This window comes from Arhodomonas sp. AD133 (genome assembly GCF_051195215.1).
Taxonomy (GTDB): Bacteria; Pseudomonadota; Gammaproteobacteria; order Nitrococcales; family Nitrococcaceae; genus Arhodomonas.
Window position 1 is genome coordinate 1 of record NZ_JBNAZM010000011.1, and the last position, 20,301, is coordinate 20,301.

The window sequence follows — 20,301 nt, forward strand, 5'->3', positions numbered from 1 at the left end:
CGCCGATACCGCTCAGGGTGCCCACGCCAGCGCCACCTGCTACTCGCTGATCGAAACGGCCAAAGCCAACGGCCTTGAGCCCTCAGCCTACATCGACCACGTGCTGGCGCGCATCGCCGAGGCCGATACGCTCGAAAAGCTGGAAGCGCTGTTGCCGTGGAATGCCGGGTTACCCGCTTCGAAAAAAGTCGCCCAATACGACTGAGGCAAGAGCGTCGATTTAACGGCGCTTACGGTAGAGGTTCAGATAGACCCGCGGTGTGGTGGTCGGTAACTTGCTGATATCCCACGTCCATGCCGAATTCGGCTGCTCGGCTTCGACTCGCGGGATGCGGTGACGCTGGGCGGGCCGTTGAGCCCGGCGCTCGATGACCTGGCGATCGGCCCGCAGGACGCGGTAGATCGTGGACACCGACGCCAGTATCCGTCCGGCGTTGAGCTCATGGGCGTGGACCACACGGACGCTGCGGTCCTGGTTGGCCTCGCTATTCAACAGCGCCTTGATCTGGTCGCGCTCCTCGCCACTCAGCTGACGCGGCTGCACCTGAGGCGCAGGGCGTCGACGGTAGCGCTTCGCCCTGGGGTAGGTGCCGGTCCGCGACAGGCGTAGCGCATCGCAGGCGAGCGCGCGCGGCATGTTCGGGGAGCGCTGACCCAGGACCCTCATGGCGAGCTCTCGCTGTTGTGGTCCTCGATCAGCGCGAAGAGCTTTTTCTGCAGATCGACAAGCTCCTCCGCCCGCTGTGCGCGCTGCTCCGCCTTCGCCTTCTGCCGCTTGAGCTTCTCAATCTCCCGGTCCTTCGGGTCCCGGGCTTTGCGGCCGCCCTTGCCCGGCTCCAGGCCCTGTCGACCCGTTTCACCGAGCGTGCGACGCCACTCGGCCAGCTGAGCCGCATACAGGCCGTTGCGGCGCAGCCATGCGCCCTTCTCGCCGTGTGGCTGCTGCTCGTGCTCGCTCAGCAGTCGTTGTTTCTCGGCTGCGCTGAACCGCCGGCGGGTGCGGCGCTCCAAGCTCGGCTCGGTCAGGACTTCCTCGTTCTTCGTCACAGCGTCTTGCTCCTAAGTCAGTGCCCAGATGTTACACACGTTCCTCTTCGGCTACTGTCGGGTGTGACGTTGACACTCAGGGACGTGCCGGGCGCAGAGATGTCGGCTGCCGAGTGCAGCCGACCTACGCGATTTCCTGCAGCGCGCTGTCGCGCGCGAACAAGGCGGCGTCTTTGCGTGGGGAACGTCACACGCCTGTGCCACCGTCGTCGCGGAGATGCCCCAAACGATTGCCGAGGCCATTGGCTCCTTCCCGGGCCGTAGACATTGTTCCGGAGATCGCGGGGCTTTGACGCGGTGGTACCGCGTCAAAGAATGGGAGCTCCAAACATGAACGTCGGCGACCTTGGCCGTTATACTGCGAAGCTCGCTGTTCGCAGGAGGCCGCATGCGCCATCGATACGTTTGGATCGCGCTCGCCCTCGCCGCCGCGCTGGCACTCGCCGGCTGCGGGCGCAAGGGCGATCTGTACCTGCCGAGCGAGGACCCCGAGCAGCCCGCTGACACCGCCTGATATCGAGGAACGATCCCTTATGCCCTTCGAGCTCCGCAACGGCGAGCGCTATGTCGAGGACGTGCCGCTCGCGGCCATCGCCGACGAGCACGGCACGCCCTGCTATGTCTACTCGCGCGCCGCCATCGAGGGCGCCTGGCAGGCGTTCGACGCCGCCTTCGCCGGACAGGATCACCTGATCTGCTATGCGGTCAAGGCCAACTCCAACCTCGCCGTCCTGAGCCTGCTCGCGGAGCTGGGCTCCGGTTTCGACATCGTCTCCCGCGGCGAGCTCGAGCGCGTGCTCGCCGCCGGTGGCGATCCCGGCAAGGTGGTATTCTCCGGTGTCGCCAAGAGCGAGCCGGACATTGCCCGCGCCCTGGAGGTGGGCATACTCGCGTTCAACGTGGAATCCGAGTCCGAGCTCGAGCGTCTCGACCGCCTCGCCCGGGCCCACGGCGTGGTGGCGCCGGTGTCCCTGCGGGTGAATCCGGACGTGGACGCTGAGACCCACCCCTACATCTCCACCGGGCTCAAGGAGAACAAGTTCGGCATCGCCGTCGACCGCGCGCGCGAGGTCTACCGCAAGGCCGCCGCGCTGCCCGGTGTCCGTGTGGCGGGCATCGACTGCCACATCGGTTCCCAGCTCACCCGCGTCGAGCCCGTTGCCGACGCGCTCGACCGCCTGCTGGTTCTGGTCGACGAGCTCGCCGCGGAGGGTATCGAGCTGGAGCATCTGGATATCGGCGGTGGCATCGGCATCCGCTATCGCGATGAAGCGCCGCCCGCGTTCTCCGAGTATGCCGGAGCACTGCGCGAGCGCATCGGCGACCGGCCGCTGAGGCTGCTGCTCGAGCCTGGACGGACCCTGGTGGGCAATGCCGGCGTGTTGCTGACGCGTGTGGAATATCTCAAGAACAACGCCGGTCACGACTTCGCCATCGTGGACGCGGGCATGAACGACCTGCTGCGCCCGGCGCTCTACCAGGCCTGGCAGGCCATCGACCCGGTGCGCCCGCGTGCCGATGTCACGCCGCGGCGCTACGACGTTGCCGGCCCGGTTTGCGAGAGCGCGGATTTTCTCGGCCGTGACCGCGAGCTCGCGCTGGTGGAAGGGGATCTGCTGGCTGTTGGCTCCTGCGGGGCGTATGGTTTCGTCATGGCCTCCCAATACAACAGCCGCCCGCGTCCGCCGGAGATCCTGGTGGACGGAGAGCGCGTCCATGTAGTGCGAGAGCGTGAAGCATGGTCGGCGCTATGGGCTGGCGAGCGAGCGCTGCCGCGGGACTGACCGGAGCATCGCACAATGGCCCCCAGCGACGCCCCGCTGCTGCTGCTCGTACCGGTACTGATCTTTTTCGGCTGGCAGCTGTGGAGCCGGCTCGTACGCGTTGCCCGCGTCGACGGCGGTCGCCAGCGCCTCAGCGCACGCGCGGTGATTGCCGGGCTCGCGCTTGTGGCGCTTCTCATCTACGCATTGGTGCGCTGACGGATGTCACTATGCAGGAATTTCGCTTCGCCAAGATGCAGGGGCTCGGCAACGACTTCATCGTCATCGATGCGGTCACCGAGCCGGTCAGCCTGACCGGCGCGCAGGTTCGCGCGCTCGCCCATCGCCGGCTGGGGGTGGGCTGCGATCAGGTATTGCTCGCCGAGGCGCCGAGCCGCGATGACGCCGATTTCCGCTACCGTATCTACAATGCCGATGGCAGTGAGGTGGAGCACTGCGGCAACGGCGTGCGTTGTCTCGCGCACTTTCTCCGCCGGCGCGGCCTCACCGAGGCCGATACCCTGCGTATCGAGACCGTCAACGGCCTCGCGACGGTGACGATGCAGGCCGACGGCATGGTGCGCGTGGATATGGGCATGCCGGTGCTCGACCCCGAGGCCATCCCGTTCAATGCCCGGGAGCAGGCGGTGACCTATCCGCTGCTGGTGGATGGCGCGCAGCTCGAGATCAGCGCGGTTTCCATGGGCAATCCCCATGCCGTGCTGGTGGTCGACGACCTGGACCGGGTACCGGTCACCGAAATCGGGCCCCATATCGAAGCGCACGGCGATTTCCCCAACCGCGTCAATGCCGGCTTTCTCCAGGTCGTCGACCGCGGCCACATTCGCGTGCGTGTCTACGAACGGGGCGCGGGCGAGACCCTGGCGTGCGGCACTGGGGCCTGTGCCGCGGTGGTGGCCGCCCGCCTGCGCGGGCTCGTGGACTCCCACGTACGTGTCGACCTGCGCGGTGGCACGCTGGTGGTAGACTGGCAGGGAGGAGACGAAGCCGTGTACATGACCGGTCCGGCCGTGCACGTTTTCGACGGCGTCATGCCGCTGCCCCCGGCGGAGGGAGAGAGCACGCGATGAGCGAGCACGCCGAGCATGAGCGCGACATGGACGAACAGGAGGAGCGTCGCATCGCCGACTATCTGGCGGCACACCCCTCGTTCTTCCTGCGTCACCGGGAGCTGCTCACCCAGCTCGAGATCCCCCACGATGTGGCGCCCGCGATCTCGCTGCTGGAATACCAGGTGGAGATCCTGCGCGACGACCGGCGCCGGCTGCGCGCTCGCCTGGACGATCTGTTGCGGGTGGCCCGCGAGAACGACCGGGTCTCCGAGCAGCTTCACCGCCTGACCCTGGAACTGCTCGAGGCCCGTGGTAGCGAGAACGTGCTGGTGGCGCTCGGCGAGCTTCTACGCAGCGATTTCCGCGCCGATTCGGTGGAGATCACCCTGCTCGGAGACGCCCTGCCCGAGCTCAATATTCGTCGATACCCTGCCGACGGCAACGAGGCGCGACGCCTGCGCGAGCTCTTCCGCGGGCAGCGCCCGGTGGTCGGCCGGCTCACCGGCGAGCAGATGCAGGCGGCGTTCGGCGAGATCGGCGCGGAGATGCGTTCCGCGGCGGTGATCCCGCTGGAGGACGACCCGGTGCACGGCCTGATCGCCATCGGCAGCCACGACCCTCAGCGCTATCGTGGTGATCTGGGGACTGTTTTCCTCCAGCGTCTCGGTGATCTCGTGGCGAGGCAGCTGCGTCTCGGGCTCGACGGCGATGGCTGAGGACGCGTTCGCCGCGGGGATCGCGGCGTTCGTCGGCCATTTGCGCCATGAGCGCGGCCTCGCCGCTGCCACTTCCCACCACTATCGCCGGGATCTCGAGGGCTTCGCCGCGCACTGCCGCAAGGTCGGGTTCACCGACTGGGCCGCGGTGGACGCGGGTGTGGTCCGCGACTACATCGCCGCGCGTCACCGCAGGGGCCTTGGCGCGCGATCGCTCGCACGTGTCCTCGCCGCCATCCGCAGCCTCTATCGCTATCTGCTCCGTCAGGGCGCGGTGGCTTACGATCCGGCAGCGGACATCAGCCCGCCCAAGGTGCGCCGGCGCCTGCCGGAGACGCTGGCAGTGGACGAGGCCGCGCGCCTGCTCGACGTGGAAACCGGCGACGATCCGCTGGCGCGGCGCGACCGGGCGCTCTTCGAGCTGGTCTACGGCAGCGGCCTGCGCCTCGCCGAGGTGGCCGCGCTGGACGCCGCGGACGTCGCCGGCGACCCTGATAGCCTGCGTGTTACCGGCAAAGGCGCGCGTACGCGTATCGTGCCCGTCGGGCGTTTCGCCCGACAGGCGGTACGCGCCTGGCTCGCCGTGCGCACGAGCCTGGCGCCCGCGGACGAGCCGGCGCTGTTCGTCAGCCGCCGTGGCCGGCGACTCGCCCACCGCTCCATCCAGCAGCGGGTAAAAGCCCTCGCTCGCCAGCAGGGGCTGCACCGGCCGGTACACCCTCATATGCTGCGCCACGCCTTCGCCACTCACCTGCTGGAGTCTTCCGGGGATCTGCGCGCTGTCCAGGAGCTTCTCGGCCATGCCAATATTGGAACCACCCAGATCTACACGCACCTGGACTTCCAGCATCTCGCCGAGGTCTACGATCGCGCGCACCCCCGTGCGCGACGGCGCCGGGGAGACGCCGCCGAGGGTGAGTGATCGGGTGTCTACAGTCATGGCGGCGCACGGCGTGGGCGTGGCCGTGCCCTCCTCGCGCTATCGCGAAACCCGCCGCCCGGAACTTGAAACCCCGAATTCAGCCCCCCACCGTTGTACAATCGCCGCCCGATCGCCATACATCCAACGGTTCTCGGAGTCCGACGTGGAGCAATTCGAAGGGACAACCATCCTCGCCGTGCGCCGCAACGGCCGGGTCGCACTCGGCGGCGACGGTCAGGTGACGCTCGGCAACACCGTGATGAAGGGGAACGCGCGCAAGGTGCGCCGGCTCTTTCACGACAAGGTCATCGCCGGATTCGCCGGTGGCACTGCCGACGCCTTCACGCTGTTCGAGCGCTTCGAAGGGCAGCTCGAGAAGCACCGCGGCAACCTCACGCGCGCGGCGGTCGAGATGGCGAAGGACTGGCGCTCCGACCGCGCTCTTAGGCGGCTGGAAGCGCTGCTGGTGGTCGCCGACGTCGAGACGACGCTGATGATCTCGGGCAACGGCGACGTCATCGAGCCCGAGCGCGACCTCATCGCCATCGGCTCGGGCGGTGCCTTCGCCCAGGCCGCCGCCACCGCGCTCGCGGACAACACCGAGCTTTCGGCGCGCGAGGTCGTCGATCAGTCGCTGACCATCGCCGCCGACATCTGCATTTACACCAACCGCCACCTCACGATTGAAGAGCTGGGCGAGTGACGCCGGAGCAGCAGCAACCATGTCCGAGATGACCCCGCGAGAGATCGTCCAGGAGCTGGACAAGCACATCATCGGCCAGGCCGAGGCCAAGCGCTCGGTGGCCATCGCGCTGCGCAACCGCTGGCGCCGCATGCAGGTCGACGAGAGCCTGCGCGCCGAGATCACGCCGAAGAACATTCTCATGATCGGTCCCACCGGTGTGGGCAAGACCGAGATCGCGCGCCGGCTCGCCAAGCTCGCGCGCGCGCCGTTCATGAAGGTGGAGGCGACCAAGTTCACGGAGGTGGGCTACGTCGGCCGGGACGTGGAGTCCATCGTCCGCGACCTGGTGGACAACGCCATCAAACTGACCCGCCAGGAGGCGATGGAGCAGGTGCGCGTCAAGGCTGCCGACGCCGCCGAGGAGCGCATTCTCGATGCCCTGCTGCCCCGCGCCCGGGGCTGGGAGCAGGACGACCCGAGCGCCGAGTCGACACGGCAGAAGATGCGCAAGAAGCTCCGCGAGGGCGAGCTCGACGAGCGTGAGATCGAGATCGAGCTCAACGCCCAGGGCCCCAGCGTCGACATCATGGCCCCGCCCGGCATGGAGGAGATGACCAACCAGCTCCAGAGCATGTTCCAGAACATGGGCGGGCAGCGCACGAAGACGCGCAAGGTTGCCATCCGTGAGGCGCGCCAGCTCCTCGAGGACGAGGAGGCCGCCAACCTCGTCAACGAGGAAGAGGTCAAGCAGGCCGCTATCGAGCGCGTGGAGCAAAACGGCATCGTCTTCCTCGACGAGATCGACAAGGTCGCCAAGCGCGGTGAGAGCGGCGCTGGCGGCGACGTCTCCCGCGAGGGTGTGCAACGCGATCTGCTGCCACTGGTGGAGGGCTCCACGGTCTCCACCAAGCACGGCATGGTGAATACCAACCACATCCTGTTCATCGCCTCGGGGGCGTTCCACCTCTCCAAGCCTTCGGACCTCATTCCCGAGCTCCAGGGGCGACTGCCCATCCGCGTGGAGCTCGCGGCGCTGTCCGTGGAGGATTTCGTGCGCATCCTCACGGAGCCGGACGCCTCGCTGGTGCGCCAGTACCAGGCACTGATGGGTACCGAGGGGCTCGATCTGCAGTTCTCCGAGGACGGCGTCGCCCGTCTCGCTGAGGTGGCCTGGGAGGTCAACGAGCGCACCGAGAACATCGGTGCCCGCCGCCTGCACACTGTCATGGAGCGGCTGCTGGAAGCGATCTCCTACGAGGGCCCGGACCGCAGCGGCGAGACCGTGACCGTCGATGCCGCCTACGTCGATCGGAACCTCGGCGATCTGGCGCGGGACGAGGATCTCAGTCGGTACATCCTTTAAGAGGGGAAAGTGAAAAGTCGCAAGTGACAAGCGGGTACCCCGTCTTGGCACTTTGGACTTGCCGCTTGATACTCGGCCTATGCAGCGTCCACCCCGCACCGACACCGGGCGTACGCCCACCGAGATCCGCCTGCACCGCCGCTCGGCGGTGCTCGAGGTGGCCTTCGACGACGGCTCGCGCTTCGAGCTGCCGGCGGAGTATCTGCGCGTCTATTCGCCGTCGGCGGAAGTGCGGGGCCATGGTCCCGGGCAGGCAGTGCTCGTCACCGGCAAGGAGGACGTGGCCATCACCAGCGTGGAGCCCGTGGGCAACTACGCCGTGCGCCTCGCCTTCGACGATGGCCACTCGTCGGGGATATACTCCTTCGACCTACTCTACGATCTGGGCGCGAACCGGAACCGCTATTGGCAGGAGTATCTCGACGCCCTAGCGGACGCCGGGCATCGACGCCGGTACAACCCCGACGAGGATTAACCCGTGACGAGCGGCGTGTCCAAGGACACCGATACCACCGATTTCGGCTACCAGAACGTGCCTGTGGCGGAGAAAACCCGCCGCGTCGGCTCCGTGTTCCAGTCCGTGGCCGACCGCTACGATGTCATGAACGACCTCATGTCGTTCGGCCTGCATCGCCTGTGGAAGTGGCAGACGATGCACTTCGTCGGCGCCCGCCGCGGACATCGGGTGCTCGATCTCGCTGCCGGCACCGGCGATCTCACCCTCGCCCTCTCCCGCCGGGTCGGTTCCGAGGGGCGGGTCGTGTGCTCGGACATCAACCAGGCGATGCTCGCCCGGGGCCGTGATCGGCTTATCGACGAGGGGGCGGTGGGCAATATCGACTACGTTCTTGCCGACGCCGAGCAGCTTCCCTTTCCGGACGAGAGCTTCGATCGGGTGACCATCGCCTTCGGCCTGCGCAACGTCACCCGCAAGGAGCGCGCCCTGGATGCCATCCGCAGGGTCCTTCGGCCCGGCGGGCACCTGGTGGTGCTGGAGTTCTCCCGTCTCTATGCGCGTCCTCTGCAACCGCTCTACGATGCCTACTCGTTTCACGTGTTGCCGTTCATGGGGCGGGTCGTCGCCGGCGACTCGGCGAGCTATCGTTACCTCGCCGAATCCATCCGCATGCACCCGGACCAGGCCACGCTCAAGTCGATGATGGAACAGGTCGGCTTCGAGGACTGTGATTACACCAATCTCTCGGGCGGGGTGGTGGCGATCCACCGCGGCTACGTCTATTGATCCGATGGTGGCGATTCCCGGCATGCTCCAAAGTGGCCTGATGCGTGTTATCGAGCACGCGCTCAATCGCGTACTGCGACTCGATCCGGCAACGCCCGAACGGCTCGCGCCGCTGGCGGGTAGAACCCTCGCGGTACGCCTGGTCGAGCCCGCCGTGGCGCTGCGCGTGTACTTCGAGTCCGACGGTTTGCGCCTGTTGCAGCCTGACGAGCGCGCGGCCGACGATGCCGAGCTGGAGGCCACCGCTGCCGGCCTGGCCGCGTTGGCCCTTTCCCGCGGCGAACGCAGTCGCGACGTCACCTTTCGGGGCGACGTGGGTGTCATTCAGGAAACCCGCCGACTCGTCGCCGAGCTCGACGTGGACTGGGAGGAGCAGCTCGCCGGGATCACCGGCGACATCGTCGCCCATCAGGTCGGCCGCGGTGTGCGTGGCGGCCGTGACTGGCTGCGCCACGGCGTGGAGACCTTCATCACCAACCTGGGCGAGTATGTCACCGAGGAGCGGGGCCTGATTCCGCCGCTTGCCGAGATGGAGGCATTCATCGCCGACGTGGACCGCCTGCGTACTGACAGCGATCGTCTCGAGGCCCGTATTCGCCGCCTGGAGCGCGCCCGCGTCGGGGAGGGGGGCGCGTGATACTGCGGCCGGGGCTGATCCTCCGCCTGTTCTACATCAATCTCATCCTGATCAAGCACGGTCTGGACGAGGTCATCCTTGCCACGCACCTGTTCCGGCCGCTGCGTTTCCTCGCCGTATTCATGCCCTGGCGCTGGTTCCGACGCCAGCAACCACCGCGTGGCGTGCGTATCCGCAACGCGCTGGAGGATCTCGGCCCGATATTCGTGAAGTTCGGGCAGATTCTCTCCACCCGGCGCGATTTGTTGCCATCGGATATCGCCGAGGAGCTCGCACGGCTGCAGGACCGTGTACCGCCCTTCCCCAGCCGGTCCGCACGGACGATCATCGAAGAGGCGTACGGCACACCGCTGGAGGAAGTCTTTGCCCGTTTCGAGGCCGAGCCCCTGGCCTCAGCCTCCATCGCCCAGGTGCATGCCGCCGAGCTTCACGACGGCCGGGAGGTGGTGGTCAAGGTCGTGCGTCCGGGCATCCGCCGTACCATCGACGGCGATCTGCAGCTGCTCTACACGGTGGCCCGGCTCGCCCACCGCTACTGGCGCGAGGCGCATCGTCTGCGCCCGGTCGAGGTGGTCAAGGAGTTCGACAAGACCATCCATGACGAGCTCGACCTCATGCGCGAAGCGGCCAACGCCTCCCAGCTTCGGCGCAACTTCGACGGCTCCGATTTGCTGTACGTGCCCGAGATCTACTGGCCCGGCACGCGCACCAACGTCATGGTCATGGAGCGCATCCACGGCATTCCCATCAGCCGTGTGGCAGCGCTGCGTGCGGCCGGCGTGGACCTCGAGGCGCTCGCCGAGCGCGGCGTGGAGATCTTCTTCACCCAGGTATTCCGCGACAGTTTCTTTCACGCGGACATGCACCCGGGCAACATCTTCGTCGACCCCAACGAGCCGGACACACCGCGTTACATCGCCGTGGACTTCGGCATCATCGGTACCCTTGGCCCGCGTGACCACAAGTACCTCGCCGAGAATTTCCTCGCCTTCTTCAATCGTGATTATCGGCGCGTGGCGGAGCTGCACGTGGAGTCGGGCTGGGTGCCGGCGGATACCCGGATCGACGAGTTCGAGGCGGCCATGCGCGTGGTCTGTGAACCCATCTTCGAGCGCCCCCTCGGCGAGATTTCCTTTGGTGCGCTTCTGCTACGGCTGTTCCAGACGGGGCGGCGATTCAACATGGAAGTGCAGCCGCAGCTCGTGCTCCTGCAGAAAACGCTGCTCGCCATCGAGGGGCTCGGCCGTGATCTCTATCCGGAGCTCGATCTCTGGCGCACCGCCAAGCCCTATATGGAGCACTGGATGCGCGAGCAGCTCGGCGCCCGTGCGCTCATTCGCAACCTGCGCACGGAATTGCCCAAGTGGGGGGAATACCTCCCGCAGCTTCCCGGCCGGGTGGACGCCGCGCTTTCGGAGGCCGGCGAGCTGCGCGAGCGCATGGCCGAACAGGAGCGCACCCTGGAGGGCCTGCGTGCCGACATCCGCCGTAACGGCCGGCGCGCCTTCGCCTCGGTGGTCGGCGGAAGCCTCGTGCTATCGGCGTTCATCGTCGCCGGGCTGGACGGCTACACGCCGGTCATGGTCACCGCCGGCGCCCCCCTGGTGAGCCTGATCCTCGGCGCACTCGGCGGCCTGTTCTGGCTCACTGCCTGGCCGCGGGAGTGAGTGAGAGTAAGTGGAAAGCTCCAAGTAGCAAGTCCCAAGCGGGAGAATGCCCGACACTTTCGACTTTCCACTTGAAACTTCTAACTTTCGTCTTCCACGACGCTGATCCGCCGGTTGTGCTTGCTCTTTTTCTGAATCTTGCCGATGCGCAGGCCCGCGAGCTCGCCGGTGCTGCGCACGTGGGTGCCGCCGCAGGGCTGAAGGTCGAGCCCGCCGATCTCGATCATGCGCACGGCGGTGTCGTCGCTCACCGCCGGGGCTTTCACCGTGCGTGCGTCCGCGAGCGCTGCCGCCACCTCGGCGCCGGTGTGCCAGCTGTGCCGCACCGGGCGGTCCGCGGCGATTTCCGCCTGTAGTCGCTCGTCCAGCGTCTCGCGGGTGAACACGCTCTCCGGTAGGTCGAAGTCCAGGCGGCTTCGAGCGGCGTTCACGGAGCAGCCGGTCACCGGCGCATCCACGAGCCCGCAGAGTACGTGCAGGCAGGTGTGCATGCGCATGTGGCGGTAGCGACGGTCCCAGTCGACGGTGAAGGCGAGCTCGGTGCCGAGAGAAACGGCCTGGGGGTCGTCCAGCACGTGAACCACGCGCAGCTTGCCCGGCAGGTAGCGGGTATCCCGGACCGCCAGCTCGCGGCCGTCCGGAAGGTGTAGCGTGCCGGTATCCCCCGGCTGGCCGCCGCTTTCGGCGTAGAATAGCGTACGGTCGAGGATGATGCCCTGGGGATGTACCTCGACCACCGTCGCCCGCCCCTCGGTGGCGTAGGCGTCCTCTTCGAACAGACGCTCCGTCGGGGTAACGGGGCTTGCTTGCGTCATCGCACGGTCCTTCCTGGCTGTACGGGCCGGCGCCGTTCACTGTATGGCAGTGCCGCCGGCCAGGCTCGGTGACAGACGTGACACCAGCCTACGCAGGTTTCCGTGACGATCAAGAAATTCTTTGTCACCCAGACACTTGTCGCCGGCGGTGACGAGTGCGGGGTACGTCAGCCCTGGCGGTAAGCGTCCAGTGTCGCCTCCATCGCCTGAGCGCATTCCATGAGCGGCTCGTCGGCGTCCGCCCCCAGATTCTCGCGGATCAATGCGGCCGCCGCGTGGCCTGCGCCGACGGCGAGGCAGGTGGCTGCCCGGGCATCTCCGGCGAGGCGTGGATTGCCGGTGCGCGCGAGTGCGTCGCCGAGCTCGGCGAGCCGGGTGGCGGCCTCGAGGATGGCCATGGGCGTGCGGCAGGCGTTCTCCAGCGCCGCCTCCAGGGCGCCCGAGTCTCCCCAACGCCGCACCTGCAGCACCGGGGCGAAGGCAACAGCGTCGTCTTCCAGCAATTCGAGCGCCTTTGCCTGCACATGCTCGGCCTCGTCCGCCAGCGCCGCGTGGTCGCTGCGCTGGCGATCGGCGAACCGGGCGCACATCGCCACCAGCGCGGCGGCCGTGGCGACGCCCATCGCTGCCCCCGCCCCACCGGCCGGGTCGGCGCGGCGGGCGGAGAGGGCGTCGAGCAGCGCCGGGACGGTTGCCGAGGACCAGCCTGTCGCGGATGCGTTGCGGGCAGCGACCATCAGAACAGCCCCGTGATTTCGCCGTTGTCGTCCACGTCGATACTGGCGGCGGCCGGTTCGGCACCGAGTCCCGGCATGGTGCGTATGTCGCCGCACAGTGCATAAACGAACCCCGCGCCGGCGGACAGTCGCACTTCGCGCACCGGCAGCGTCCACCCGGTGGGTGCGCCGCGCAGTGACGGGTCCGAGGACAGCGACAGGTGCGTCTTGGCGATGCAGACGGGCAGATCACCGTAGCCCTGGCGCTGGTAGGTGTCGATCTGGCGGCGTGCATCGGCGCTGAACGCCACCCCATCGGCGCCGTAGATGCGCGTGGCGATGCGCTCGATCTTGGCGTCGAGTGCCATTTCACTGGGGTAGAGAAACCGGAAGTCGCTGCCTGCTTGGGCGGCCTCGGCAACCGCCTCGGCGAGCTCGGCCGCTCCCGCGCCGCCGTCACGCACATGCGTGCATATCGCGGCACGGACGCCGGCGGATTCCGCGGCTTCACGGATCGCCTCGAGCTCGGAGTCGTAGTCGCTCGGGAACGCGTTGATCGCGACCACCGGGGTGACGCCGTGGGCACGGACGTTATCGATCTGCTTGACCAGGTTGGCCACGCCGGCGCGCACGTCGTCCGGGTTCTCGGCCTGCATGCCTGCGGGCAGGGGCTTGCCCGGAACGACCTTGAAGCGTCCCGAATGGAACTTGAGCCCGCGCACGGTGGCCACCAGCACCGCCGCATCCGGCACCAGGCCCGAAGCGCGGCACTTGATATTGAAGAACCGCTCGGCGCCCATGTCCGCGCCGAAACCCGCTTCGGTGATCAGGAAATCCCCGCCGCGGATGCCGATATGATCGGCGACGACCGAAGAGTTGCCATGGGCGATATTGCCGAAGGGGCCGGCGTGAATGAGTGCCGGCGTGTTCTCGAGCGTCTGCAGCAGATTCGGCTTGAGCGCTTCCTTGAGCAGAGCGGTCATGGCACCGGCGGCGCCGATATCCTCGGCGGTGACCGGGGCGCCGCGATGGGTGTAGCCGACCACCATACGGCCGAGCCGACGGCGCAGATCCACCACTGAATCGGCAAGGGCTAGCACAGCCATGACCTCGGAGGCGGCAGTGATCTCGAAACCGCTTTGCCGGGTGACGCCGTCCGTGCGTGGACCGAGGCCGATGACGATGCTGCGCAGTGCCCGGTCGTTTATGTCCGCGACACGCTGCCAGACGATGCTCTCGGCATCGAGATCGATTCCGCGGCGGTGATGGAGATGGTTGTCCACCATTGCCGCGAGCAGGTTGTGCGCGGCAGTGACTGCATGGATGTCGCCGGTGAGATGCAGGTTGATGCGCTCCATGGGCACCACCTGACTGTACCCACCACCCGCGGCGCCGCCCTTGATGCCCAGGGTGGGGCCCATCGATGGCTGGCGAATGGCGACCGTGGCGCTATGGCCGATGTGATGGAAGCCCTGGGCCAGTCCGATGGACGTGGTGGTCTTGCCTTCGCCCAGCGGTGTCGGTGTGATCGCGGAAACCACTACGTAGCGGGCCGGTGAGCGGCCGGCGAGGGCCTCGCGGGCGCGTAGATCCACCTTGCCCACGTCATGCCCGTAAGGTTCCACGTACGATGCGTCGAGTCCTAGGCGCGCGGCGATCTCCATGATCGGTCGTCGGTCGGCGCGGCGAGCGATCGTGAGGTTGTCGGGGAGTGGGCCGCCGGTCTGATCGGCCATGTAGTCCGGACTCGTCGCCATACCTGATTCCTCCTGCCGCGTGTGTGCCCATGGGGATCGCGACGATTGACATTATCCGCCGAGCCGACCGCCGGCGTTTGCCCGTCTGCGCCTTGCGTCGTGGTTGTGGCGACAATCCGCCCACTGCGTCCAACTATCTGTTTTTAAAGGAATTGTCGTTTCCTCACAGGGTGCTATACGTAAAAGACACAATCGATGTGAGCGAGGCATGCCGCTGACGGACAATTGCGTGCCGCCCCGGCGCAAGCAGCGCCGGGCCGTGGCGGGGATAAGGAGACATACACTCGATGCGGGCGTACATAGACAAGGGCAGGAACGTCGATGAACAAGGCGACGTCGCCACAGGGCAGCCACTATGACATTGGTTTCCTGCTGGTACCGGGTTTCTCGCAGATTGCGTTCTCCTCGGCGCTGGAACCGTTTCGCATGGCCAACCAGCTCGCCGACAGGCGCCTTTATACCTGGCACATACTGAGCTGCGACGGGGGCGCCGTGTCCGCGAGCAGCGGTCTGTCGGTGGCTGCCGAAACGGCGCTGGAGGAGCCTCTGCCACTGGATCTCGTCGTCGTCTGCGCGGGTGTCGATGTCCAGGAGTACTGCCATCGGGACATGCTTTCGTGGTTACGGCGCATGGCGCATCGCAACGTGCCCCTGGCAGCGGTGTGCACGGGTGGCTACGTGCTCGCGCGTGCCGGGGTGCTCGACGGCTATCGCTGTACCCTCCACTGGGAGCATATCTCGAGCATCCACGAGGCGTTGCTGTTTCCGGCGGTGGTGTTCACCTCGGAGATGTTCGTGCTCGACCGTGACCGCTTTACCTCCTCCGGGGGGGTGGCGCCGCTCGACATGATGCTGCATCTCATCAGCCGGCAGCAGGGGCCGGACCTCGCCGAGGGCATCGCCGAGGAGTTTCTCCACGAGCGTATCCGCGATGTCGCCGACCGTCAGCGTACGCCGCTGAAGGTGCGCCTGGGCAGCAGCCAGCCCAAGCTCGTTGAGGTCGTGACCCTGATGGAGGCGAACCTTCACGAACCTCTGAGTCTGGACGAGCTCGCCGGCCATGCCCACATATCGCGGCGTCAGCTCGAGCGGCTGTTCCAGCGTTACCTGGGCTGCCCCCCGACCCGCTACTACATGGATCTGCGCCTCACACGGGCGCGTCAGCTCCTGCAGCAGACGCAGATGCCGATCACCGACGTGGCGCTTGCCTGCGGCTTCGTTTCGCCGCCGCACTTCACCAAGTGCTATCACGACCGCTTTGGCTACTCCCCGAGCCATGAGCGTCACCGCCGGCGCGAGCGTCTGACCGCGCCGTTGATTCCGGCGCCACCCAGCGCTGGTGCGTCCCTGCGGGATTCGGGTTCCGAGTAGATGAAGAGAGGAAAGTGAAAAGTTGAAAGAGAAAAGCGGGGGAAAGCGGCACCGGCGCCACCCGCTTGAAGCGTTCGGCTTTACTAATCTTCTCAGAGGTATTGTCATGTGTCAGAGCGCCAGAGCGGTTCGGGGGCAAGGCGCGCTCGCGCCGGCGTGGCCGGGTCACGTCAAGCGAGCGCAACGCCGCCACCGGGCCGCTGTGGCGCTCCCTTCGGGCCGGACTGTGCGCCGATGGGGTCTGCGTTGCTCGCCGCTCATGTAGCCCGGCTACACCGCGCGCCTCGCGCCTTGCCCCATCGGCGCACAGTCCGGCTGACGCATGACAATACCTCTGAGAAGATTAGTAAACTTTCCTCTGGCAAATTCCGCTTCGCGGCATCCATCCTACGATTGCAGGCGGGGCATGATCTTGCGACTTCTAGCGTGCCGCTATAGTTGCGCGTTCGACGCGCTCGCTCACCACTTCCAGCCACCGCCACAGATAGCCCGCCATGCTGCGGCGTACCAGCATGCGCAGGGCCTCGTCGGTCCGCCACAGGATGACGGTCGCCTTGGCGAGGCGGGTTTGCGCGCAGGACCCGGGCGCGAAGCGACTGGGGTGCAGGTCGACAGGGGTACCGCGGGCGAGGAGGGCAGTGGCATCCGGGCCGGTTAGCTCGATACCGGCGTAGCTGCAGTCGGCGGCCGTGATCGCGGCGCGTTGGCCGTGCAGGGCCTCGGCAAGGGCCTCCCGGGGGGCGGCGTTGTCCGGGTCGGCGACCAGCAGCCATTCGTCGGGGCCCAGCCAGAGCAGGGTGAGCGGCCCGGTGCGGGTGAACGTGTTGGGGACCACCGCCAGCGGCGTGCCGGCAATTTGCGCCACGGCGTCGGTGAATCCCGATTGCTGCGCCGGACCACGCAGATTGAGCATGCCCCCCGGCTGCCACGGGGCGATCCGGGTCGAGTCCGCCGTCAGCGGTGTGACGGATGCCAGCGGCCGGTTGCGCACGGGCTCTTCGTTCATCGGGACCTCCCGCTCACGAGTCGTAGAACACCGGTTTTGTGACGGTTACCGGGATAACCCCGGTGTCCACGTCCCAGGCATGCAGACGCTCCCCGTGGCGCTCGCGCCCGCCATTGACCATGGCGAGGGCAAAGCTGCGACCGATTCGTGCGCCAAAGTAGCTGGAGGTTACCCAGCCCTCCATGGCGAGCGGCGGCTCGCCGGGCTCTGCGATGAGCTGGGCGCCTTCGGGGACGACGCGCTCGGGGTCGTCCGGCTGCAGCCCCACTAACTGCGGGCGGTCGGGACGCTGGAGCTCGGGGCGGGAGAGGGCGCGCTTGCCGAGGCAGTCCTTCTTGCCGCTGACGAGCCCCGCCATGCCGAGGTCGATGGGGCTCACCGAGCCGTCGGTGTCCTGCCCGACGATGATGAAGCCCTTCTCCGCGCGCAGCACGTGCATGGTTTCGGTGCCGTAGGGGGTGGCGCCGTAACGCTCGCCCAGGGCCATCACCCGCTGCCATAGCCACAACCCGTAGTCGGCGGGCACGCTTAGCTCGAAGGTGAGCTCGCCGCTGAAGCTCACCCGCTGGATACGTCCCTCGATACCGGTGATGCGGCCCTCACGGATGCTCATGAACGGGAAGGCCTCCGGGTCCAGCTCGATGTCCGTGCCGAGATCGTTTACCAGATCGCGGCTGTGGGGACCGGCCAGAGAGACCGTGGCCCAGTGATCGGTCACCGAGGTGAGATAGACGTCGAGCTCGGGCCACTCGGTCTGCAGCCATCGCTCCAGCCAGGCGAGTACCCGCGCCGCGCCGCCGGTGGTGGTGGACATGAGGTAGTGTTGCTCGCCGAGGCGCGCGGTGACGCCGTCGTCGTAGACCATGCCGTTCTCGTCGAGCATCAGCCCGTAGCGGCAGCGCCCCACCTTGAGGCTCTTCCAGCCGTTGGTGTAGACCCGGTTCAGCAGCTCCGCGGCGTCCGGGCCCTGGATGTCGATCTTGCCCAGGGTGGAGTAGTCGAGCACGCCGATGCCGCGTTGCGTCGCGAGGCACTCGCGGCGCACGGCGGCGTCCATGTCTTCGCCCTCGCGGGGGTAGTACCAGGCGCGTTTCCACTGACCCACGTCCTCGAAGCGCGCGCCGTGGGCGGCGTGCCATTCGTGCATGGGCGTGGTGCGCACCGGGTCGAAGCGCTCGCGCTGCTCTTCGGCGATGAGGGCGCCGAAGGTTACCGGCGTCCACGCCGGGCGGAAGGTGGTGGTGCCCACCTCGCCCACGTCCTCGCCGCGGAGCTCGGCAACGATGCCGGCGCCCACGATGTTGCCGAGCCGGCCCTGGTCGGTGCCGAAGCCGAGCACGCTGTAGCGCTTGACGTGCTCCATGGCCTGATAGCCCTCTCGCACCGCCAGTGCCAGGTCGGCGACCTTGACGTCGTTCTGCAGGTCCACGAACGCCGGGCGGTGGCGGCCAGCCGGTTCCGGGGCGCGCCAGAGCACGCGCAGGTGGCCGGGGCCCGGGTCGGCATCGTCCGCGTGTGGTGGCTCGAAGGCGTGGGCGGTGAAGCCTGCCGCGCCAGCGGCGGCAGCACCGGCCCGGGCGCCCTCTGCGATGGCCGCCGCCGGGTCGAAGGCGCCCCGGCAGGCACCGGCGCAGTGCACATGCACCGGGCCGTCGCCAGGCACGAACATGGCGTGCGTGGCGTCGTAGGCGACGGCGCCGCGCACGTGGGAGTGCAGGTGCACCGACGGGTTCCAGCCGCCGGAGACCGCCACGAGATCGCAATCCAGCCGGCGGGCATGGCGCCCGGCGAGATCGGTGATGGTGGCCGCGCTTACTCCGCGTGTGCCTTGGACGGCCGCCACCGCGGTACCGGCATGCACGGTCACGCCCCGTGCGCGTGCGGCATCGGCGAGCGGGCCCGGTTGCTCGCGGGCATCGGCGACGGTCACAGGGATCCCCGCCTCGCCGAGGGCGGTGACGCAGGCGTAGGCGCTGTCGTTGTTGGTGAACACCACCGCACGGCTTCCGGGTGCAACGGCATAGCGGCGCAGGTAGGTGGTCACCGCCGAGGCGGTCATCACGCCGGGGCGGTCGTTGTCGGCGAAGACGATAGGCCGCTCGATGGCGCCGGCGGCGACCACCACCTGCCGCGCCCGCACTCGCCAGTAGCGCTCCCGGGGACCACTGCGCTGTGCGGGTGGCAGGTGATCGGTAAGCCGCTCCACCAGTCCCGCGTAACCGTGGTCGTAGAGCCCGAACACCGCCGTGCGCGGCAGCACTGTCACCTCCGGATGGGCGGCGAGCTCGGCGAGCACTGCCACCACCCAGTCGGCCGCCGGGACGCCGTCGAGGCGGGCGTGTCCGTGGAGGAGGCCGCCGCCGAACTCCCATTGCTCGTGGGCGAGGATCACACGCGCGCCGCTGCGGGCGGAGGCGAGTGCCGCGGCGAGTCCTGCCGGCCCGCCACCGGCGACGAGGACGTCGCAATGGGCGTAGACCCGGTCGTAGACGTCCGGGTCGGGGCCTTCCGGGGCGATGCCGCTACCCGCCGCCGGGCGTATCACCTGCTCGTAGCGCTCCCACCAGCCCTGGGGCGCCATGAAAGTCTTGTAGTAGAAACCCGCCGGCATGAGCGGCGCCAGGGCACCGAACGCTGCCTGGGGATCATGGCCGGTGCGGCCCACCACCGGCCACGCATCGAGCCCCTCGTAGAGCTCCGTCTGGGTGGCGCGCTGGTCGGCCAGCGTCGCCGGGCCGCGGCCGATCTGAAGGATGGCGTTGGGTTCCTCGCTCCCGCGGCCGACGATGCCCCGCGGGCGATGGAGCTTGATGCTGCGGTTGACCACGCCCACGCCGTTGGCGAGCAGCGCCGAGGCGAGGGTATCGCCGGCGTAGCCGGTGTAGCTCTGGCCGTCGAAAGTAAACGCGAGCGGCCGGTTGCGGGCGATTCGCCCGCCGCTTGCCAGACGCTGCGGCTGGCTCATGCCTCACCTCCCGGCGGTGCCTCGTCCATGCGGTAGACCGAGTGAATCACGTAGGTGGCGGTGTCGCGTTCCACGTTGAACCAGCGGCGGCAGCCGTGGGTGTGTACCCATTGCTCACGGTGGCGGCCCTTGGGGTTGCTACGCATGAAAAGATAATCCGCCCATTCCGTGTCGGAGCAGGCGTCCGGCTCCGGCGGCCGGCGGATATGCGCCTCGCCGCCGCAAGTGAACTCGCTCTCGTCGCGGGGGCCGCACCAGGGGCAGTCGATCAGGAGCATGGGATGGTGGCCTCGGTTTCAAGTCGAAGGTTGAAAGTTGCGAGTGGTCCATGCCGTCGCCGTGGCAGCGCGTAGGGCGGATGTAGCGAAGCGCAATCCGCCAACGTCGGCGTCGATGTGGGCAGCACGAACGTCAGTAGTGTTCCGCGCTCCCGGCGCCGAGCTCTTGGGCGGTGGGTTGCGCTTCGCTTCACCCACCCTACGGTGCTACCAGAGACGTGCCGAGGCGTTACTACTGCCGAAGCACGGTTGCGAAGTTGCCAGCCGCTACCGCGAG

Annotated in this window: 22 protein-coding genes; 14 read left to right on the forward strand and 8 right to left on the reverse strand. The window is 67.7% G+C overall.

The genetic code is table 11. The features are described 5' to 3' along the window. The coding region (locus ACPEES_RS08710; RefSeq protein ID WP_435103067.1) for a transposase domain-containing protein at positions 1-205 on the forward strand (205 nt) is incomplete at its 5' end. A 15-nt stretch (positions 206-220) separates the two neighbouring features. Here the strand turns inward: ACPEES_RS08710 and ACPEES_RS08715 are convergent. Next, the gene (locus ACPEES_RS08715; RefSeq protein WP_435103068.1) at positions 221-667 is read right to left on the reverse strand and encodes a hypothetical protein; all 447 of its coding nucleotides are present in this window, start codon (positions 665-667) and stop codon (positions 221-223) included. Then, positions 664-1,047, reverse strand: a complete 384-nt coding sequence (locus tag ACPEES_RS08720) for a hypothetical protein (protein ID WP_435103069.1) — start codon at positions 1,045-1,047, stop codon at positions 664-666. Before ACPEES_RS08720 ends, ACPEES_RS08715 begins: the two co-directional genes overlap by 4 nt. 388 nt (positions 1,048-1,435) lie before the next feature. Here ACPEES_RS08720 and lptM point away from each other — a divergent pair, with 388 nt between their 5' ends. The 12 genes from lptM (at position 1,436) to ubiB (ending at position 11,116) form a co-directional block, all read left to right on the forward strand. Continuing rightward, complete coding sequence (lptM, locus tag ACPEES_RS08725; RefSeq protein ID WP_435103070.1) at positions 1,436-1,561, forward strand: LPS translocon maturation chaperone LptM; 126 nt, start codon at positions 1,436-1,438, stop codon at positions 1,559-1,561. A gap of 19 nt (positions 1,562-1,580) precedes the next feature. After that, on the forward strand, positions 1,581-2,831 hold the full coding sequence (gene lysA, locus ACPEES_RS08730) for a diaminopimelate decarboxylase (protein WP_435103071.1): 1,251 nt from the start codon (positions 1,581-1,583) through the stop codon (positions 2,829-2,831). A gap of 15 nt (positions 2,832-2,846) precedes the next feature. Continuing rightward, complete coding sequence (locus tag ACPEES_RS08735; RefSeq protein WP_435103072.1) at positions 2,847-3,029, forward strand: hypothetical protein; 183 nt, start codon at positions 2,847-2,849, stop codon at positions 3,027-3,029. A gap of 11 nt (positions 3,030-3,040) precedes the next feature. Beyond that, complete coding sequence (gene dapF / locus ACPEES_RS08740) at positions 3,041-3,901, forward strand: diaminopimelate epimerase (RefSeq protein WP_435103073.1); 861 nt, start codon at positions 3,041-3,043, stop codon at positions 3,899-3,901. Then, on the forward strand, positions 3,898-4,599 hold the full coding sequence (locus ACPEES_RS08745; protein WP_435103074.1) for a DUF484 family protein: 702 nt from the start codon (positions 3,898-3,900) through the stop codon (positions 4,597-4,599). The genes dapF and ACPEES_RS08745 overlap by 4 nt, the downstream gene beginning before the upstream one ends. After that, positions 4,592-5,521, forward strand: a complete 930-nt coding sequence (gene xerC / locus ACPEES_RS08750; protein ID WP_435103075.1) for a tyrosine recombinase XerC — start codon at positions 4,592-4,594, stop codon at positions 5,519-5,521. Before ACPEES_RS08745 ends, xerC begins: the two co-directional genes overlap by 8 nt. A gap of 163 nt (positions 5,522-5,684) precedes the next feature. Continuing rightward, a complete protein-coding gene (gene hslV / locus ACPEES_RS08755) occupies positions 5,685-6,224 on the forward strand; it encodes an ATP-dependent protease subunit HslV (RefSeq protein WP_435103175.1) in 540 nt (179 codons plus the stop codon). 19 nt (positions 6,225-6,243) lie between these two features. Beyond that, positions 6,244-7,569: an ATP-dependent protease ATPase subunit HslU gene (gene hslU, locus ACPEES_RS08760; RefSeq protein WP_435103076.1), complete on the forward strand. Its 1,326-nt coding sequence runs from the start codon at positions 6,244-6,246 to the stop codon at positions 7,567-7,569. A 79-nt stretch (positions 7,570-7,648) separates the two neighbouring features. Continuing rightward, positions 7,649-8,044: a gamma-butyrobetaine hydroxylase-like domain-containing protein gene (locus tag ACPEES_RS08765; RefSeq protein ID WP_435103077.1), complete on the forward strand. Its 396-nt coding sequence runs from the start codon at positions 7,649-7,651 to the stop codon at positions 8,042-8,044. A gap of 3 nt (positions 8,045-8,047) precedes the next feature. Continuing rightward, positions 8,048-8,812, forward strand: a complete 765-nt coding sequence (gene ubiE / locus ACPEES_RS08770) for a bifunctional demethylmenaquinone methyltransferase/2-methoxy-6-polyprenyl-1,4-benzoquinol methylase UbiE (RefSeq protein WP_435103078.1) — start codon at positions 8,048-8,050, stop codon at positions 8,810-8,812. Between the two features lie 22 nt (positions 8,813-8,834). Next, complete coding sequence (locus ACPEES_RS08775; RefSeq protein WP_435103079.1) at positions 8,835-9,449, forward strand: ubiquinone biosynthesis accessory factor UbiJ; 615 nt, start codon at positions 8,835-8,837, stop codon at positions 9,447-9,449. Further along, complete coding sequence (gene ubiB / locus ACPEES_RS08780) at positions 9,446-11,116, forward strand: ubiquinone biosynthesis regulatory protein kinase UbiB (RefSeq protein WP_435103080.1); 1,671 nt, start codon at positions 9,446-9,448, stop codon at positions 11,114-11,116. Before ACPEES_RS08775 ends, ubiB begins: the two co-directional genes overlap by 4 nt. 80 nt (positions 11,117-11,196) lie before the next feature. On the opposite strand, the gene ACPEES_RS08785 is transcribed toward ubiB, so the two are convergent. The 3 genes from ACPEES_RS08785 to ACPEES_RS08795 all read right to left on the reverse strand — a co-directional run bounded on the left by ACPEES_RS08785 (position 11,197) and on the right by ACPEES_RS08795 (position 14,404). After that, a complete protein-coding gene (locus ACPEES_RS08785; RefSeq protein ID WP_435103081.1) occupies positions 11,197-11,931 on the reverse strand; it encodes an alanyl-tRNA editing protein in 735 nt (244 codons plus the stop codon). Positions 11,932-12,098: 167 nt separating this feature from the next. Further along, positions 12,099-12,668 (reverse strand): cyclodeaminase/cyclohydrolase family protein, encoded by a 570-nt coding sequence (locus ACPEES_RS08790; protein ID WP_435103083.1) that lies wholly within the window; start codon positions 12,666-12,668, stop codon positions 12,099-12,101. Continuing rightward, positions 12,668-14,404 carry a formate--tetrahydrofolate ligase gene (locus tag ACPEES_RS08795; protein WP_435103084.1) on the reverse strand — a complete coding sequence of 579 codons (1,737 nt, stop codon included), beginning with the start codon at positions 14,402-14,404 and terminating at the stop codon, positions 12,668-12,670. The genes ACPEES_RS08790 and ACPEES_RS08795 overlap by 1 nt, the downstream gene beginning before the upstream one ends. Before the next feature lie 321 nt (positions 14,405-14,725). Here ACPEES_RS08795 and ACPEES_RS08800 point away from each other — a divergent pair, with 321 nt between their 5' ends. Then, positions 14,726-15,775: a GlxA family transcriptional regulator gene (locus tag ACPEES_RS08800; RefSeq protein ID WP_435103085.1), complete on the forward strand. Its 1,050-nt coding sequence runs from the start codon at positions 14,726-14,728 to the stop codon at positions 15,773-15,775. 421 nt (positions 15,776-16,196) lie between these two features. On the opposite strand, the gene ACPEES_RS08805 is transcribed toward ACPEES_RS08800, so the two are convergent. Genes ACPEES_RS08805 through ACPEES_RS08815 form a run of 3 tightly spaced genes read right to left on the reverse strand, consistent with a single transcriptional unit; the run spans position 16,197 to position 20,024 of the window. Beyond that, the gene (locus tag ACPEES_RS08805; RefSeq protein ID WP_435103086.1) at positions 16,197-16,781 is read right to left on the reverse strand and encodes a sarcosine oxidase subunit gamma; all 585 of its coding nucleotides are present in this window, start codon (positions 16,779-16,781) and stop codon (positions 16,197-16,199) included. Between the two features lie 13 nt (positions 16,782-16,794). Continuing rightward, positions 16,795-19,746: a sarcosine oxidase subunit alpha family protein gene (locus ACPEES_RS08810; RefSeq protein WP_435103087.1), complete on the reverse strand. Its 2,952-nt coding sequence runs from the start codon at positions 19,744-19,746 to the stop codon at positions 16,795-16,797. Then, on the reverse strand, positions 19,743-20,024 hold the full coding sequence (locus tag ACPEES_RS08815; protein ID WP_435103088.1) for a sarcosine oxidase subunit delta: 282 nt from the start codon (positions 20,022-20,024) through the stop codon (positions 19,743-19,745). Before ACPEES_RS08815 ends, ACPEES_RS08810 begins: the two co-directional genes overlap by 4 nt. Positions 20,025-20,301 lie beyond the last annotated feature (277 nt).